At 59.6% G+C, this 15,917-nt stretch carries 18 protein-coding genes and 1 pseudogene; 7 read left to right on the top strand and 12 right to left on the bottom strand.

The window, feature by feature from the left end; genetic code table 11:
* Positions 1-23: 23 nt before the first annotated feature.
* Positions 24-923 carry a LysR family transcriptional regulator gene (locus ACT01B_RS11645; RefSeq protein WP_445143423.1) on the bottom strand — a complete coding sequence of 300 codons (900 nt, stop codon included), beginning with the start codon at positions 921-923 and terminating at the stop codon, positions 24-26.
* Between the two features lie 185 nt (positions 924-1,108).
* On the opposite strand from ACT01B_RS11645, the gene ACT01B_RS11640 reads away from it, so the two are divergent.
* From ACT01B_RS11640 to ACT01B_RS11625, 4 genes are all read left to right on the top strand, one after another.
* Positions 1,109-2,008: an alpha/beta fold hydrolase gene (locus ACT01B_RS11640; protein ID WP_445143422.1), complete on the top strand. Its 900-nt coding sequence runs from the start codon at positions 1,109-1,111 to the stop codon at positions 2,006-2,008.
* Positions 2,009-2,045: 37 nt separating this feature from the next.
* Entirely contained in the window at positions 2,046-2,786 is a 741-nt protein-coding gene (locus tag ACT01B_RS11635) for an SDR family NAD(P)-dependent oxidoreductase (RefSeq protein WP_445143421.1), read from the top strand.
* Between the two features lie 91 nt (positions 2,787-2,877).
* Positions 2,878-3,276, top strand: a complete 399-nt coding sequence (locus ACT01B_RS11630; RefSeq protein ID WP_445143420.1) for a DUF427 domain-containing protein — start codon at positions 2,878-2,880, stop codon at positions 3,274-3,276.
* A gap of 39 nt (positions 3,277-3,315) precedes the next feature.
* Positions 3,316-4,062: an SDR family NAD(P)-dependent oxidoreductase gene (locus tag ACT01B_RS11625; protein ID WP_445143419.1), complete on the top strand. Its 747-nt coding sequence runs from the start codon at positions 3,316-3,318 to the stop codon at positions 4,060-4,062.
* A 146-nt stretch (positions 4,063-4,208) separates the two neighbouring features.
* On the opposite strand, the gene ACT01B_RS11620 is transcribed toward ACT01B_RS11625, so the two are convergent.
* From ACT01B_RS11620 to ACT01B_RS11605, 4 genes are all read right to left on the bottom strand, one after another.
* On the bottom strand, positions 4,209-4,604 hold the full coding sequence (locus ACT01B_RS11620; RefSeq protein WP_445143418.1) for a LysR substrate-binding domain-containing protein: 396 nt from the start codon (positions 4,602-4,604) through the stop codon (positions 4,209-4,211).
* Between the two features lie 128 nt (positions 4,605-4,732).
* Positions 4,733-4,957, bottom strand: a complete 225-nt coding sequence (locus tag ACT01B_RS11615) for a hypothetical protein (protein WP_445143417.1) — start codon at positions 4,955-4,957, stop codon at positions 4,733-4,735.
* Positions 4,958-5,238: 281 nt separating this feature from the next.
* On the bottom strand, positions 5,239-5,463 hold the full coding sequence (locus tag ACT01B_RS11610) for a helix-turn-helix domain-containing protein (RefSeq protein WP_445143416.1): 225 nt from the start codon (positions 5,461-5,463) through the stop codon (positions 5,239-5,241).
* Positions 5,464-5,537: 74 nt separating this feature from the next.
* The gene (locus ACT01B_RS11605) at positions 5,538-6,512 is read right to left on the bottom strand and encodes a GlxA family transcriptional regulator (RefSeq protein ID WP_445143415.1); all 975 of its coding nucleotides are present in this window, start codon (positions 6,510-6,512) and stop codon (positions 5,538-5,540) included.
* A gap of 156 nt (positions 6,513-6,668) precedes the next feature.
* On the opposite strand from ACT01B_RS11605, the pseudogene ACT01B_RS11600 reads away from it, so the two are divergent.
* Positions 6,669-6,746: pseudogene (locus ACT01B_RS11600) on the top strand (hypothetical protein); the annotation flags it as partial.
* A 65-nt stretch (positions 6,747-6,811) separates the two neighbouring features.
* On the opposite strand, the gene ACT01B_RS11595 reads toward ACT01B_RS11600, so the two are convergent.
* From ACT01B_RS11595 to ACT01B_RS11575, 5 genes are all read right to left on the bottom strand, one after another.
* Positions 6,812-7,324, bottom strand: coding sequence for a DUF302 domain-containing protein (locus ACT01B_RS11595; RefSeq protein WP_445143414.1), 513 nt, complete (start codon positions 7,322-7,324; stop codon positions 6,812-6,814).
* Positions 7,325-7,481: 157 nt separating this feature from the next.
* On the bottom strand, positions 7,482-8,384 hold the full coding sequence (locus ACT01B_RS11590) for an alpha/beta fold hydrolase (RefSeq protein WP_445143413.1): 903 nt from the start codon (positions 8,382-8,384) through the stop codon (positions 7,482-7,484).
* An 85-nt stretch (positions 8,385-8,469) separates the two neighbouring features.
* Complete coding sequence (locus tag ACT01B_RS11585; RefSeq protein WP_445143412.1) at positions 8,470-9,297, bottom strand: alpha/beta fold hydrolase; 828 nt, start codon at positions 9,295-9,297, stop codon at positions 8,470-8,472.
* A 42-nt stretch (positions 9,298-9,339) separates the two neighbouring features.
* Positions 9,340-9,840: a cytochrome P460 family protein gene (locus ACT01B_RS11580; RefSeq protein WP_445143411.1), complete on the bottom strand. Its 501-nt coding sequence runs from the start codon at positions 9,838-9,840 to the stop codon at positions 9,340-9,342.
* A 69-nt stretch (positions 9,841-9,909) separates the two neighbouring features.
* A complete protein-coding gene (locus tag ACT01B_RS11575) occupies positions 9,910-10,302 on the bottom strand; it encodes a hypothetical protein (RefSeq protein WP_445143410.1) in 393 nt (130 codons plus the stop codon).
* 252 nt (positions 10,303-10,554) lie between these two features.
* Between ACT01B_RS11575 and ACT01B_RS11570 the strand changes: the two genes are divergently transcribed.
* Together ACT01B_RS11570 and ACT01B_RS11565 are read left to right on the top strand one after the other, a co-directional pair.
* Positions 10,555-13,614: a sensor histidine kinase gene (locus tag ACT01B_RS11570; RefSeq protein ID WP_445143409.1), complete on the top strand. Its 3,060-nt coding sequence runs from the start codon at positions 10,555-10,557 to the stop codon at positions 13,612-13,614.
* A 7-nt stretch (positions 13,615-13,621) separates the two neighbouring features.
* A complete protein-coding gene (locus ACT01B_RS11565) occupies positions 13,622-14,257 on the top strand; it encodes a response regulator (protein WP_445147470.1) in 636 nt (211 codons plus the stop codon).
* A gap of 255 nt (positions 14,258-14,512) precedes the next feature.
* On the opposite strand, the gene ACT01B_RS11560 is transcribed toward ACT01B_RS11565, so the two are convergent.
* Positions 14,513-15,193 carry a class I SAM-dependent methyltransferase gene (locus tag ACT01B_RS11560; protein WP_445143408.1) on the bottom strand — a complete coding sequence of 227 codons (681 nt, stop codon included), beginning with the start codon at positions 15,191-15,193 and terminating at the stop codon, positions 14,513-14,515.
* A 175-nt stretch (positions 15,194-15,368) separates the two neighbouring features.
* Positions 15,369-15,878: a TetR/AcrR family transcriptional regulator gene (locus tag ACT01B_RS11555; RefSeq protein WP_445143407.1), complete on the bottom strand. Its 510-nt coding sequence runs from the start codon at positions 15,876-15,878 to the stop codon at positions 15,369-15,371.
* Between the last annotated feature and the right edge of the window lie 39 nt (positions 15,879-15,917).

Genomic DNA, 15,917 nt, shown 5'->3' with positions numbered 1-15,917 from the left:
TACTTGATCAGTGTTGGCTTAACTCACCGCTGCAGTTTTGACACCCGCGCGATCAAGTCGTCCAAATGCGACAGAAACATCTTCAGGATGGGTGAGTTGTTCGATTTGTTGTAACCCACCGCCAGGTCGATGGTGGGTGCTTCGCCGGCCAGCGGACGGCTAACTACAGACCACGGCATCAGGTTCTTTACATACTCGGGAATGAGCGTCACGCCACGCGTTGAAGCCACCAGCGACATCACCATCGCCGGGTTGTCCACCACCTGCTCGGGCGTCACCTTTACCCCTGAGTGCGCCAGGTAGTCATCGATCACTGCGCGCAACACGGTCGCTTTTTTTCCGATGCCGATGAAAGGTTCGCCGATCAGATCCTTGGGGTGAATCGTTTCGCGGGATGCCAGGCGATGATCACTGGGCATCAATACGATCAGCGACTCGTGTGCGACTGGGTGATACGCGAGATCGTAGTCGGGCTCCGCGCGCAGGAACGCGAGATCGAGTTTGCCGCGCACCAACGCTTCAGCCAGGTCCGGCGAATAATCGCTGGAAACGGTGACATCGATGTTCGGCAGCTCGGCGCGAAGAATGTGCATGGCTTCCGGCAACCAGGTCATTTCCTGCCCGGTGAGAAAACCGAGCGAAAAACGTTGCTTACTCGGTTGCGCGGCCTTGCGTGTCGCTTCGATGGCGATGTCTACCTGGCTTAACACCAACCGCGCGTGATCGAAGAACACCTTGCCTGCTTCGGTAAGGGTGATGCCGCGCGCGCTGCGGATCAGCAGATCCGCACCGATCTGATCTTCAAGATCCTTGATCTGCCGACTCAACGAGGGCTGCGATGTGTGCAGCCTACGTTCGGCGGCCACCGTCAGGCTGCCCGTTTCGGCGACCGCGACGAAGTAGCGGAGATGGCGCAGCTCCAAGGGCTCCTCCCATGCCATGCCTTTAAGGCATGGGTGTCAGCTTACAAAGTCTTTCTAAAACGCGCTAGCCAAGCCTAGATTTCGCACTGTGGCGGCTCGGCCCGGCTTAACGGAGATACCCAAAAGGCTTCTCCGGCCGCCCCTGCCCAAGTTAGCGATCTCAATCCTTTGCGAGGAGTTTCGACATGACCACCCATACCCATCAGACCGCCCCGACCCAGTATGCGGAAGCCAACGGCACCCGCTTCGCCTATCGCCGCTTCGGCAAGGCTGGCGGTGTGCCGCTGGTATTCAACCAGCACTACACCGGCACGATGGACTACTGGGATCCGGCGGTGACCAACGGTCTGGCCAAGACCCGTGAGGTCATTCTCTTCAACAACGCCGGCGTCTCCTCGAGCTCCGGTGAAGTCCCCGCCAGCTTCCCGGAGATGGGCGCCAACGCCATCGCCTTCATCAAGGCGCTCGGTCTTTCCAAAGTCGACGTGCTGGGCTTCTCCATCGGCGGCATGGTCGCTCAGGAAATCGCCCTGCAGGGCAGCGATCTGGTACGCCGGGTGATCCTGGTCGGCACCGGTCCGCGCGGGGCCGACATGGCCGCCAGCCAGTCGCATGCGATCTTTTCCGGCATCTACGATCCACCCGAGCACCTGTGGCTGGCCGTTCACTTCTCACCGTCGGCCTCCAGCCGCGAGGCGGGCCTGGCCTTCCTCAAGCGCAAGTGGGAGCGCAAGGATCGTGATCCGGAGGTGAGCGCGGAAGCCGTCGCTCATCAGGGCGAGGCCATCGGCAAGTACATCGCCCAGCACGAAGGCGTGCTCGATTATCTGAAGGGCATCCGGCAGCCAATCCTGGTGGTGCAGGGTAGCAACGACATGATCATCCCTACACACAACTCCTACGTCCTCCAGCAGAACCTTCCCAGCGCCGAGCTGATCGTCTACCCGGACGCGAATCACGGCTCGTTCTACCAGTACCCGGAGCTGTTCGTGGCGCAGGCCACCCAGTTCCTCGACGCGGGATTCAAGACGCCCGACGGCGCCTCCGAAAGGCCGTCCTTCCCCTCAGTTCCGTCTTCCCACTGATCCCCCATCATCCCACTCCATTGAAAGGACAACTCCCGTGGCAAACCTGACCAACAAGACAGCTCTCGTTACCGGCGCCTCCCGTGGCATCGGCGCGGCCATCGCCAAGCGGCTGGCTGCCGACGGCGCCAGCGTGGCAATCACCTATAGCAGGGGCGCCGCTGCCGCCGCCCAGGTAGTGAAGGACATCGAAGGCGCCGGCGGCAAGGCCCTTGCGATCCAGGCGGATGCGACCGATGCCAAGGCTGTCAACGCCGCGGTGGAGCAGGTCGTCAAGACCTTTGGCCGGCTCGACATCCTGGTGAACAACGCGGGCACCGCCATCCCCAAGCCCTTCGAAGAGGCCACCCTGGAAGAGCTGGACACGGTGATCAACATCAACCTGCGCGGCGTGTTCATCGCTACGCAAGCCGCGCTCAAGCACCTGCCGGATGGTGGCCGCATCATCAGCATTGGCTCCTGCGTTGGCGAGCGGAATATGACGCCCGGCCTGGCGGCATACGCCGCGACCAAGGGCGCGGTGAAGATGTTTACGCAAGGACTGTCGCGTGAGGTCGGCTCTCGCGGCATTACGGTCAACAATGTCCAGCCCGGCCCGATCGACACCGAGCTGAATCCCGCCGAAGGCGACTGGGCGACGCCGCAGATCGCCAACACAGCGCTGAAGCGCTACGGCCAGGTTGCGGACATCGCCGCGATGGTGGCCTTTGTCGCCGGCCCCGAGGCGGGTTACATCACCGGTGCCAGCCTGACGGTTGACGGCGGCACCAACGCCTGATGGAGCATGTGTTGGCAAGTCCCTCTGCGCCGCCTCTTCTTCAAGGCGGCGCGGAACGGACGATGCATCATTCCCTAAAGGAGATATCACCGTGACCAACAACGACCAAGCCTCCGCCAAGCCGATCAAGATACCTGGACCGAATCATCCCATCGCGATCGAGCGCAACACGCATCGCGTGATCGTCAAGATCGCAGATCACGTGGTTGCGGATACGCGTCATGCGCTCACGTTGAAAGAAGCGAGTTATCCGGCTGTCCAGTACATCCCGCGCGAGGATGTGGATATGAAGTTGCTGGAGCGTACCGATCACAGCACTTATTGCCCGTACAAGGGCGAATGCTCCTACTTCAGCATTCCGACCGGCGGCGAACGCGCCATCAATGCGGTGTGGACGTACGAACACCCCTACGAATCGGTCGCGCCCATCAAGGATCACGTTGCGTTCTATCCCGATCGCGTTGATGCGATCGAGCAGATCGACGGCTAATTCCCTCTACCCAACTTCCTATACGAAAGGAGACATGTCATGAGTAATCTCACGGGTAAAACGGCGCTGGTCACGGGCGCCTCGCGCGGCATCGGCCGCGCCGCCGCGTTTGCCCTCGCCAGATCCGGCGCCCAGGTCCTGGTCCACTACAGCAGCGCGCACAAAGAAGCCGACGCCGTGGTGGATGAGATCCGCAAGGCCGGCGGTCGCGCGGAGAAATTGGGCGCCGATCTAAGCACGCCGAATGGTCCGCATGAATTGGCCAAGCAGGTTCGCAGCATCCTTGGCGACCGCCTGGACATCCTCGTCGCCAATGCAGGCGTCTCGAAGGCAGCGACCATCGAAGACACTACGGTCGAGGACTTCGACCAGCTGTTTGCCGTCAACGTGCGTGCACCGTATTTCCTGATCCAGCAATTGCTACCTACCATGTGCACGGGTAGCAACATCATCTTTACCTCTTCGCTCGCCGCACGCGCTGCGGTAGGCAACATGTCGGCTTATGCGGCGACCAAGGGTGCCGTTGACACACTGGTCAAGCATTTCGCGGCGTCGTTAGGCTCCCGTGGCATCCGTGTCAACGCCGTCGCACCGGGGGTGGTGGAAACGGATATGTCCAATTTCACCAAGACCGAGGAAGGTCGCAACGTGACGCTAGGCATGCAGGCGCTCAAGCGCCTCGCACAGCCCGATGACATCGCGGGTGCCGTCGCGTTTCTTGCCTCAGATGAGGCGCGCTGGATCACTGGCGACACCCTGCAAGTGGATGGCGGTTCGAAGCTGTAAGTTGCGACGGAGTCGGGAGACGTAGACGGCAACGTTAAGCGGATGGCCGTCGCGTATCTCCAATTCGGAGAGCAGAACGTTTAGCGGTATCGATTGATGTTCGCCTCGCGCCTCGTTCCCGATGCGCCGCCGGAACGCCAGTCACTTCACGATTGTGGCGGTCTCACGTCAATCCGGGGGGCGCCCAGTATGTCGACAACAAAATCGATAAACGCCCGCACCTTGGCCGCGCGGTGTAGGCGTGAAGGGTAGATGGCATGGAGCGGAAAGCGCTCGTCCGACCATCCAGGAAATAGTTCCACCAGTCTCCCGCTTTTCAGAAGGTGCTCGCACCCGATTTCCAGTATCTGGGCTATGCCGGCGCCGGCTTCGCATGCGCCGAGCAGTGTTCCAGAATCCGATACCAGTAGTCGCGCCTTGACGCGCAACGGAATCACTTCTTTCTTTTGTTTGACCTCCCACTCGTATGGGCGTCCATGTGCGGCATCGTAGAAATCGATGCACTCGTGCTGTTCCACCTCCTTGGGATGCTTAGGTTCCACGCTTGATTTCGCCGTCGCCGCCTTCCATCTAAAACGCTCCTTGGTTGGTGATGTAAACCTGCCCCGCGCATCTGAGATGCGCGTGTTCCTTATGGGCAGGGCTGCGAAGTCCGGTGTTAATTGCGGACTTAGTAGATCCGGAACAACGGTTCCGGCCAGCCGGACCTTTTTCGCGCTTCTGCAGCGTTCGTGCGCCGTCTTCGCGCCGCCACTTTCACGAGAAGTGACTGCGGCGACGTGTTGCCATAAATATCCTGTTCAAGAAGTGCTTCGATGTCGCTGATCGACTGCTCGTCATGTCGAAACTGTGCAGAGTCGTTGGTCTGTTCCGGGAACATACTTTTCATCGTCATACAACCTTCTCCAAAAACGTACTTACCGGGCACCCCCCCCAGAATGCGGATGCAGGATCCGGAGCGGAACGCCGCGCACACTCACACCTCCGCCATGGCCTGGATTGCCGTAAGACAGATGCAATGGTGGGACGCTGTGGCCCTGGTCGGCACGATCTGTCGGCGACCGTGCTGTCACAGGGTGTCACTCGGTCCGGAGGCCTGATGCGATGCACCACGGCCGGAGCGAATGTTGAGGACGCGGAAGGTGTCTGACAACGACAAAAAACCTTGTTTTATTGCTATGGATTACAGTTTTGTAATGCGGCCTCTGTGACCTTGAGCCCACCACTCCGAAGCATGTCTGCTGCAATGGTCAGGCGCCACAGTGAAAGATAGCGCAGCGGCGGCTCACCGACGGCTGAGGTAAAACGTTCGGCAAATATCGAACGAGACATCGACGCCACGGCGGCAAGCATCTCGACCGTCCATCGTTTGAAGGGATCAGCGTGCATCGCTACCAGCACGCGTCCGATTCGCTCCTCAGCCAGGCCTCCCAGCCATCCCACGCGGTCGGCAAAGAGTCCGTCACACACAAATATCAGGTACGCGTCCGCCGTTGCCGGTATTCCCGCGGCGTGATGCCAAGGTTTCGCTTGAAGGTCGCCAGCATCCGTTGCTGGTCACCGAAACCGCAACGTCTCGCGACCGATTCGATTCCGTCGTCAGTTTCGTCGAGAAGTCGTTGAGCCGCCTCGAGCCGGAAAAGCTCGATGGTCTTCCCTGGACTTCTGCCAGTTCTCTGCTTGTAACTTCGTGCAAAATTCCGTGGACTCATGTGTACGCGCTTGGCCAATGCCTCGATGTTCAGATCCTCCTTGGCAAAATGTTCGACCAACCAAAAATGCAAGGCGTCGAACGCCGTGGTGTTCATGGCCTGTGTCTGCAGGGGCTGACTGAACTGCGGCTGCCCGCCCGTCCGCTTAAGGTAGACGATGAGTTTTCGCGAAACTTGCATGGCAAGTTCGTGGCCATAATCGTCTTCGACCAGGGCCAGGGCCATATCGATACAGGAGGTGAATCCTGCGGATGTCCAGAACGGATCGTCGCGAACGAAGATGGCTTCTCTTTCCACGTTCAGCGCTGGATACGACGAAGCAAGCAAGTCGCAAGACGCCCAATGGGTGACCACGCGACGATTTTGCAGGAGGCCGGCCTCGGCCAGAAGAAAGGCACCAGTACACTCCGACGCCGTACGATGCGCCCTGGCTGATGAGTCTTTCAGCCACGCCACGATGCGGCTGCTCTGGAGCATCCGCTCGATATTGCTCGACCCCGGCACGAAGATGGTGTCAATCGCGACATCATCGAAGTCAGACAACAGTTCGGTCTGGATGGGGACACCCTCGTTGCTGACGACAACACCAGCATCGGGGCTCACGATGTGGGTCGCATAGCCCGCGCTACCGCGCAAACGGAGGTAATGCGAGGCCCACCAGAATACCGTGATGGGCCCGCCCGTGCCCAGCACTGCCATTCCGTCGTAAGCGGGAAACAGGACCGACTTCGTCTGCATTTGGCAATTCCCGATGCAAAGTTCTGGGGGTGACCTGGCTTATTTCTGCGAACTTTCGTAAGCCGCGAATTCTGTCACCTCGGATGCCGCCTGTCGAAAGCTGTCTAGGCGCTCAAGGTCACAGAGGCCGCCTACAAGACTGGCTACGCCTCCGACGCTGCATTTAGCCGAGCGTTCAAGAACCACTTCGGATACGCGCCAAGTGAGGCGAAGATCCAGCAAACGGCGGTTTGACCAATCTCCAACCCAATAGCGCTCTCGCCGGAGAGCTATCCGGAGCTTTTTCAGACTCTATCCGCCTAGGATTTAGTGGCGCGCTCGATAAGAGCATCGAATTTGGCGTCCAGTAGCGTTGCCATGGCAAGGAGCGGCGGGTTCTCCTCGATCACCATCAGCGAAGAAGGGCGGACGTAGGTCACCAGCGTGCCATGACCATCCTCGGCCTCGGTGACCAGGATCTCGACGGGCGCGAAAAGACCAGCGGTCATGTCGTGCCGGATCATCGTGACGGCGATCAGCGGGTTTCCAAGAATCCAGCGAACCGTGCGCCGGTGGATCCGAAATCTAGATAGCCAGCCGCCATGATCGATCTCGGCAAACAGCATGAAGCCGCTTTCCCTTTCGAACCGTTCTTGCACGACGCGGACGAATTCCGCTTCAGGGATGCCCGATTGCGCCAGGGTCACGATCTCCGATGGATTGACGCGTCCCATCAGGGAGCGAAGGCGTGTCAGTACCTCGTCAAAGCCCACCGAGCTGGTAACTTCGGTACGCACACCTTTGAAAGGCTTCTGTTCAACATCGTGGATCATGAGCGGCCCCTGCGAGATGAGCAAACAATATGGAATCGTGGGATTGCAGGCGGTTGTCCCATTCGTGCAGTTGCTGGGACGAGAGTGTGGACACGTGCAAGGCGATACGTCTTGTCGCCCTGCACGTGCCGAGTGCTTGCTGAGTGGATCGGCTGTATCAACGGGCAGCGGCGGCTTCGATAGCGGCGGCAAGTTCATCGGGGACCGTAAGGAACGGCGTGTGGCCGGTTTGCAGGGTGAACTCGCGACGCACCGGTGTGCTGGCGACCATCTGTGCCTGGAAGGACGGGCTGATCACCCGGTCATTGGCGGTATGAATATAGACCTTGTCGACCTGGCCGAACTTGCCAGCGGTGACGTGCACAGGCGTGCCCAGCGGGGCGAGCGGCTCGTCCAGGATCAAGTCGGGGATCGCTTTGCGCAAGCCTTCAGGGCCGCCATTTGCGAACAGGTCGGCGCGCGCGGAGTACTCAATCGACGCGATGCCCTTGTCCTTGTCGATCTGCAGGTGGGGGCCAATCTTGGCATCGGCGTCCTTATTGGCCATCGACACCAGTGAATCGCCATCGTGCGGCAAATAGGCGGCCGCGAACACGAGTGTCTTGATCTTCGCCGGTGCCTTTTCAGCCGCGTCGGCGATGACGATGCCGCCGAAGCTGTGGCCCACGACTACCGCAGGACGGTTGAGCTTCGTCAGCGCCTCCACGACCGTGTCGCCGTAGAGGCTCAGGCTGACCTTGTCGGGTGCAGCGGGGTTTCCCGGACGACCCGGCAGATCGACGGCCACGACCTTATAGCCATCGGCTTCAAGTTTGGCGGTCACGTGGCCCCAGACCGAGGCGTTCTCGAAGGCCCCATGGACCAAAACGATGGGCGGCTTTTCTACAGCCATGGCGCTTGTACTGAAAGCGAGGATAGAAGTGGCGAGAGCAGAGAGGAGCAGTTTCATTTTCGCGAGTTCCTGGAGGTTTTGTGAAATGGATACGAAACTTGTCGATGGATCCCAGGCGGGTTGCCACGGGTACTGATCCAACAATATTTCGCTGCCGGTGGTGCCCACACGGTTTGAGAAAAATCTTTTCAGACGGCCGCATTGATGTGTACGGCTTGCAGTCCTCGGTCGGGCTAGCGTCCGACTTCTCCGGTCAGCGAAGAAAGTCGAGAGCCTGCTGAACGAATGCCGTGTGGTATTGGAAGATGCCGCCGTGGCTGGCATCCGGAAAAATGCTGAGCTGCGCATTGGGGAGTCGACGCGCCAACCCAAATGAATTGATCGTCGGCGCCATGACGTCGTTGTCGCCGTTGGCAACGAGAACGGGATGATGAATCTCGCCTAGCTTGGAGGCGTCGCCTTGTCCCCAGGCATGAATCGCAGTCAGTTGGGCATGAATGGTTTCGTTACTTATCGGAGCGTCGCGGTCTTCCTTGCGCTCATTCAGGCGGGCGAGGAAAGCGTTGGCTGCAGCTTGCCCGTTGCTGGTCTGAGAGAAGAACAAGAAGTGCTTCGGATGTTTGCCCGAGGCACCAGCCTTGGCGAGGGCATCCTGTAGAACCGCGCCCATGTTCGAGATGCCTTCACCGCCCGCAGGACCCGAGCCGGCGATAATGATCTTGCGAACGAGGTCGGGCTGTTCCTGCGCAATGGCTTGAGCGATGAATCCGCCCAGCGAGAAGCCCAGCAGATCAACTTTGCTCAATCCGAGGGCACGGATGAAGGCGACCGCGTCGCGCGCCATCTCCTCGATGGAGCTAGGCGTAGAGCCGCCCGACTTACCCACCCCGCGATTGTCGAATGCGATGACGTGGTGCTTGGCTGCAAGGCCGTCGACCACTCTGGGATCCCAGTCGTCGAGCACGGCCGTCAGGTGATGGAGCAAGACCACCGGCACACTGCCTTTATCCCCCACTTCCCGGTATACGAAGGATGTGCCATTCACGTTGAGCGCTTTGGTAGGTGCATGTTCAAAAGTCATGACTACGTTCCTTTCGATTGAGCCACCCGATTGCAAAGGCCATCACCGGTGGCAAAGTGGTAACCATGGCCATAGCTTCCGCTCATGCCGGATCAGAGGTGATCGGCGTCGAATGTCCGCAAACCGCTTGCTGTCTTTGACCATGAAGTCGACATCGTGCTGCGTGGCAGGCACGGTCGCCGCCGGGAAGGTTTCGAGCTTTTTCGTGTCCCAGTGAACCGTGGCCATCTTCGAGCCGTCCGGGAACGGCTTGCCATTACCTGGAATACCGGACCAGTACGCGTCGATCATGGCCTGGTTGGCAACCACCACCGCGAGGAGACCTCCGTCTTCGCTGACGGAAACGACCTGCCACTTTTCATAACCCCAGAGCTCGGAGAAGGCGAGGCCGCCCGGAACCTTCAAGGCGTACTTGTCCTGCGCGGACACGGCGTAGGCGACGCTCCCAAGCGTTGCCACCATTAAGAGGGTTCCCGCAATCCAGAGCGTTCTCTTACGTTTCATGGCTGAGCCTGCGTCGCTGAAGCCGATGGGATGCGTCATATCGCTACTCGTGCCGTCACCCTGGCCGGGATTTCTGACCAGTTGCGTGACGGAATGGCTTGCACGCCTCTATGTTCGATCCCGGCGCTCGGGAGGCGCGTTCGGGTCGTTGAGCACAACACTCCTGCGGCCGAACATCCGGGCATCGACGGAGTAGCCACCCGGACCCAGGAGCGCGAGCGCGATGGCAACCGGAATGGCAATTCCCGCGCACCGCCACGCCGCGCCATCGGTGCTGATCAACGCGTACGCCCCGGCCACGACACAACACGAGGCAAGTACGGGCGTCGCCAAGCCGATGATCAACAAGAAGCAAAGGATCTCCAGTAGCCACGCAAGCGCAGGAAACCTGATTCGCGTCGACTGTGTCGCCAGACAGAGCGAAAGGGCTGCCGTGAGGCGCAGACAAAGCAAGCCGACACCCGGCAGACCGACAGGGAACATGGAAAATAAGCGCTGCATGGAGGTAGGCTAGGCTCCATTCTTGCCGGCAACACCCCCACATGGTGGAGCGGTGGACTCACCCTTTTGAGGCATTGCCTAATAAAGTCTGTGGCGGCAGCCATGGACGGCGGGATTTGCAATCCGGTTGGCATGGGCGAAGATCGACGAGACAAGAGACGAGTAGGAGAGAAGGCATTGGTGCACTGTGCAGACAGGCTTTCATCCTCACATCACCATAGGCTTGCATGGCTTCGGCGCGCTACCGCGTTCATGCTCTTTGCCATGCTCGGGGCCGGCGGTGTCGCCCGTGCGGTTGACCCTAGTCGCCTGCTTTCGCAGTACGGGCATACGGGGTGGCGACTGCAGGACGGCGAACTTCCCGCTCCCGCCTATCCCCTGGCGCAGACAGCGGACGGTTATTTGTGGATAGGTACGCAGGCAGGCGTGGTGCGGTACGACGGCGCGCGTTTCGTGCCGCTCGATACTTTGACCAAAAGCCGATTGCGTAATCCCTTCATCCTGGCGCTGCTTGGCGCGAAGGATGGCAGCTTGTGGATTGGCACGCCGGCTGGCTTAAGCCGATGGAAGAACGGCAAGCTCACCGACTATGGCGGAGTGGACGGTAGCGTGTTTTCGCTCGCCGAGGACGACAACGGGAAGGTCTGGCTCCTGACCATCGGCAAGGACTCCAAACCATTGTGCGAGGTCGCCGGTTCCGGTGTGACTTGCCATGGCAAGGAAGATGGACTGGAAGCTCTAGGCATTTTTTGCGATCGGATGATCACCGACGGCAAGGGAACCTTCTGGATGGGAACCGACACGTCGGTGGTCGAATGGCACCAACACGCACTGTCAAAGTCATTTCCCATCGAAGCGAAAATCAAGGCGGGTACCCCCGGTGCTCTGGTTCTCGCGCGGGAACCCACGGGTGAGATTTGGGCGGGCTTGCCGATGACGGGGACGGGCCTGGGCTTGCAGCGTCTCGTTGGCGGCCAATGGCAGCCATTCCAGACTCCTGCATTGGCAGGAAGCTCTCTCGCCGTGCAATCCATGTTCCGAGATCATGCGGGTGCGCTATGGATAGGCACCATCGATCACGGCATTTACCGCATTGATTCAGGAAGGGTGGATCACTTTGACCGCAAGGATGGGCTGACCAGCGACAATATTTATTCCTTCTTTGAAGACCGGGAAGGGAACATGTGGGTGACAACCTCGGCCGGGCTGGACCGATTTCGAGACTTCAGGGTCTGGAGCTACACGACCCAGGAAGGCCTGGCGGTGGATGAAGTCGACTCGGTCCTGGCCGGCCGCGACGGCAGGATTTGGGCGGGAACTGCCAGTGGCCTGGATGTCCTCGATCATGGGAAATTCCATTCGCTCCGCTCCGGCAAGGAATTGCCGGGCACCCAGGTGACCGCGCTGTTCGAAGACCTTGCGGGACGCGTTTGGGTTGGCATTGACGAGGGCCTATGGGTTTACGCGGCCGGAAAATTTTCCGTGGTGCTCGACCAGCATGGAAAAGCGTTGAAAGGGATGGCATTCGCCTTGGCACAAGATGCTGAGGGAGATGTATGGACGCAGTTGCGCGGTCATCCATCAAAGCTGTTACGCATTCGCAATGAACATGTCGTTGAAGAATTTGACGCGCCCCAATTCCCGCAGGTGCGGTCGCTTGCATCGGACCGCGACGGCGGCATATGGCTTGGGCTTCAGCACGGTGACCTGGCACGTCCTGGCGCATCGGGACAGCAAGTGTCGACGCACTTGGACACACCCGTGCTCGATATCGTGGTGGCCAATGACGGACTTGTGCTTGGAGCAACAGGCAAGGGCCTGATTGTGTTCAAGAACGGCGCGCTGCGCATACTTTCAGCCAAGGATGGACTTCCCTGCGATGCGGTACACGGACTTGTCGATGGTGAGGATGGCTCGCTGTGGCTATCCATGAGCTGCGGCTTGGCGGAGGTCAAGCTTGCGGATGTCGAGGAAGCGCTTCGCCATCCCGCTCATACCATAGGCGTCGACGTTTTCGATGTACTTGATGGCGTGCGTCCCGGCTTGGCGCCCTTTCAAAGGAAGGCCGCGCGCGCGCCCAATGGGTCGCTGTGGTTTGCCAATGGTGTCGTCCTGCAGTCATTCGATCCGCAGGCAAACGTGGCGACGGGCGGCGCGCTGCCGATCCACATCGAAAGTCTGACAGCGGACCGAAAGCTGTACCCTGTTGCCGATGATCTAGCCCTTCCGGCCCTGACCCATGACGTGCAATTCGATTACACCGCGACAGGGCTGGCAGTGCCACAACATCTCCGCTTCCGATACCGCCTTGATGGACGCGACCAGGATTGGGTGGAGGCGGGCCAGCGACGCCAGGCGTTCTATACGGACTTGCCGCCAGGAACCTACCGCTTCCGCGTCGCGGCAAGCACAGGCAACGGCGGCTGGGAAGAGACGCCGACGCCCTTGGTCTTCAGCGTGAAAGCGGCGTTCTACCAGACCGGCCTCTTCATGCTGCTTGTCGTGGCCTTGGTCGCGTTGGCGCTCTGGATGCTGTTTGCCTGGCGGCTCGCTTATATCAAGGCTCAGATGCGCACGATTTTTGAAGAGAGACATGCCGAGCGGGAACGCATTGCACGGGAACTCCACGACACGTTTCTGCAAGCGGTGCAGGGGTTGATGCTACGCTTTCAATCAGCAATGGAACGCATACCCGCGACACAGCCAGCGCGGGACCTTATGGAAAGAGCCCTCGATCACGCGGATGAGGTGATCATCGAAGGCCGTGATCGCCTTACAAACCTGCGGACCTTGGAGCAGCAAGAGGCCAATCTGGAAAGATCCCTGCAGCAGATGGGCGAGGAATTCGCGCGCGATACCCGCATCACTTTCAGGCTTACGGTTGAGGGAATGCCCCGCTCACTCGACCCGGCCGCCGGCGATGAAGTGCTGCGCGTGGCCCAAGAGGTCATGGCGAATGCCTTTCGCCATGCGCAAGCCAGCCGCATTGACGTAAGCCTGGCGTACGGGCGAAAGCATCTGACGCTAAGCATTGTCGATGATGGCATCGGTTTTGATGCAGACGCGGTCGCCAGATACGGCCCTGCTGGGCACTGGGGCATGAAAGGCTTGCATGAACGCGCGGCGAGCCTCCGCGCGCGACTCACTCTTTCCAGCCGGCCAGGTATCGGCACTGCGCTGGAGTTGGCCGTGCCGGCCTCCATTGCGTTTCGCCGACCGCTAAATAGATGGCGTCGCCGGCTGGAGCTTGTTCGCTTGGTGTTCCCAGGGCGCGGATCGAAAGCGCGATCATTCGACGGCCAGGACGAGTGAAATGCCAATGTCACCCAGCAACTCCCAAGTGATTACCGTGCTTGTTGTCGATGACCATCCGCTTCTTCGCGACGGCGTTGCCTTCGCACTTTCTGACGAAACGGACATGCGCATCGTGGCGAATGCGGCGAATGGCAGATCGGCCATTGAAGCGTTTCGCGCGCACCGACCGGACGTCACGTTGATGGACCTGCAATTGCCTGACATGAGCGGAGTCGATGCAATGTGCGCCATACGCTCAGAGTTTCCGAGCGCATGCATTCTCGTCCTGACGACGTATCGTGGCGACGTGCAGGTGGCCAACGCGTTAAGGAAGGGCGCCAGCGGGTTTCTACTCAAGGCGTCTCTTCGCAAAGAGTTGCGCGATGCCATTCGCTCAGTGAAAGCAGGACGCCGCGTGATTTCCCCCGATGTGGCATCCGATCTCGCCGAATACATGGGTGGGGACATGCTTTCCGAGCGCGAACTACAAGTCCTTGGCAGAGTTGCTCGAGGCTACGGAAATAAGCAGATTGCCTCTGAGTTCGGCATTAGCGAAGACACCGTCAAGTCACATATGAAGAACATTTTGTCGAAGCTAGGTGCAAAGGACCGCACGCACGCCGTTGTAACCGCTTTAAAGCGCGGCATCATCCAGATATAGGGCTCAGGAGACCTTCGTTTTCTAGCGATCTGGCCAGGGCTCGGCGGTGACCTGTGAATTGAGATGAAGCTTCTGTTCCGTCAGAAACCCACCTGTCATAAGGCTGGGGCAGGGCGATTAGCCCGTGTTATCGAGGGTATAAACAAAGGCCAATTCGCCGTCAATGGTCGTGCGCCTTACCTCGCTGGGTATGCGCCGTGCCTGTTTGATAACTGCCGACGCCAACCGGAGATTCGAGGGAAGGGAAGTTTCGAGCTAGGGCAACGGCATCTGCGCCCTGAACAGCGCAACCTTTCCTGTCTGCCACACAGCGACTTTGGCAAAACGCTCCGAGAGCGCCGATTGCAAGCTCGTGAGCGTATCTCGGTTGTTTCCGAAAATGCCTTTCCGGTTGTACAGGTTCATAAGCCTGCGGCCGAGCCAATTGTGGTTCGCCTCGTCGCCGAGAATGGTAGCGCCGTACAGCACACCATCCGCAGTGAGGTGACTGCCTAGCGTGGCGAACACCGTCGGCGCCTTCCCGGCCATGTTTCCTGGCAGACAATGCAGCAGGTAGAACAGGGAAATGGAGTCGAACCGGTTGTCACCTATAGCGCCACCGGGTTGGAGGACATCGTCGCGGACAAGCGTCGGCTGCAAATGGGCAATCCGAGCGCCGGCGGCTTTCAGGCTGTTGTCGTTGAGATCCAGCAGTGTGAGCTTTTGCCCCGGATGGTCTGGACTATTGGCCAGGTAAAACCCCGAGCCGACGCCCACGTCCAGATGGTTTGAACTCAGGTATTGCCGAAAAAATGGCAACAGCACGGTATGGGTTGGGCATTTCCATGCCAGGCGGTTGGAGAATCCTAGAACCCACCAGTCGTAGATCTTCAGTACGCGATCGGAATAGACGGCCGCGCCATCCTGGGTGTTGACGTGATAAGACTGCTTGCTCATGAGTGGGACCGCTGGGATCGACGAAAATATTGCGCATTGGTAAGCACATGGTACATGGCTCCAAGCGCGCGCTTTCGGAACGCGATCGCATGTTGCCGACATGCGTGAGAGGCATCCAATGTTTTGCTTGCGCAAGCACGTCACGCAGTATCGCGCGCCGCAACGCTGGGTGGACTTAGGCCAGGCCGAGCAACCCCAGGGCCTGCCGCTGCACGGATTTTAGGGTGCCTTCGGCGACACTGGCCTTACGAAATACCGCACTACCCATGGTCAATGTCATCAGCGTGGCTGCCAGCGCACGTGCCAACGGTCGCCGCGTGCCGCGTCGTGTGATGAGTTGCTCGAGCAGCGTGCACATACGCTGGATGTGGTCGCGCCCGAGTTCGGCCAACTCTGGGTCGCTGGGAGCTAGTTCCACGATGGCATTCACGCAAAAGCAGCCGCGATCATCGGGCCGGGCGTCCACCAAGGCCTTCACGACGGCACGCAGGGCGGTGTCGGTGTCCTCATGCTCATCCGCCAGAGTCTTCATATCCGCATAGAACGCATTGGCGTACCGACGATAGGCATGAAGAAGAAGTTCACGCTTGGAGCCAAAAGCTGCGTAGAAACTTGATCGACTGAGATGGGTCGCCTCGGTGAGGTCGTCCAGCGAAGTGGCTTCGTAGCCTTTGCGCCAAAACACATCCAAGGCATCGCTTAGAGCCACCTGTGGGTCAAACGA

This window comes from Dyella sp. Tek66A03 (assembly GCF_052567735.1).
The sequence above is the reverse complement of the archived record's forward strand: the minus strand, read 5'-3'. Positions and strand labels throughout refer to the sequence as shown.

Coding starts and splice junctions, on each gene's coding strand:
- ACT01B_RS11640 (WP_445143422.1), top strand. CDS start 1,109: ATGACCACCCATACCCATCAGACCGCCCCGACCCAGTATGCGGAAGCC.
- ACT01B_RS11625 (WP_445143419.1), top strand. CDS start 3,316: ATGAGTAATCTCACGGGTAAAACGGCGCTGGTCACGGGCGCCTCGCGC.
- ACT01B_RS11615 (WP_445143417.1), bottom strand. CDS start 4,957: ATGACGATGAAAAGTATGTTCCCGGAACAGACCAACGACTCTGCACAG.
- ACT01B_RS11605 (WP_445143415.1), bottom strand. CDS start 6,512: ATGCAGACGAAGTCGGTCCTGTTTCCCGCTTACGACGGAATGGCAGTG.
- ACT01B_RS11595 (WP_445143414.1), bottom strand. CDS start 7,324: ATGATCCACGATGTTGAACAGAAGCCTTTCAAAGGTGTGCGTACCGAA.
- ACT01B_RS11585 (WP_445143412.1), bottom strand. CDS start 9,297: ATGACTTTTGAACATGCACCTACCAAAGCGCTCAACGTGAATGGCACA.
- ACT01B_RS11580 (WP_445143411.1), bottom strand. CDS start 9,840: ATGACGCATCCCATCGGCTTCAGCGACGCAGGCTCAGCCATGAAACGT.
- ACT01B_RS11575 (WP_445143410.1), bottom strand. CDS start 10,302: ATGCAGCGCTTATTTTCCATGTTCCCTGTCGGTCTGCCGGGTGTCGGC.
- ACT01B_RS11570 (WP_445143409.1), top strand. CDS start 10,555: ATGCTCTTTGCCATGCTCGGGGCCGGCGGTGTCGCCCGTGCGGTTGAC.
- ACT01B_RS11565 (WP_445147470.1), top strand. CDS start 13,622: ATGTCACCCAGCAACTCCCAAGTGATTACCGTGCTTGTTGTCGATGAC.
- ACT01B_RS11560 (WP_445143408.1), bottom strand. CDS start 15,193: ATGAGCAAGCAGTCTTATCACGTCAACACCCAGGATGGCGCGGCCGTC.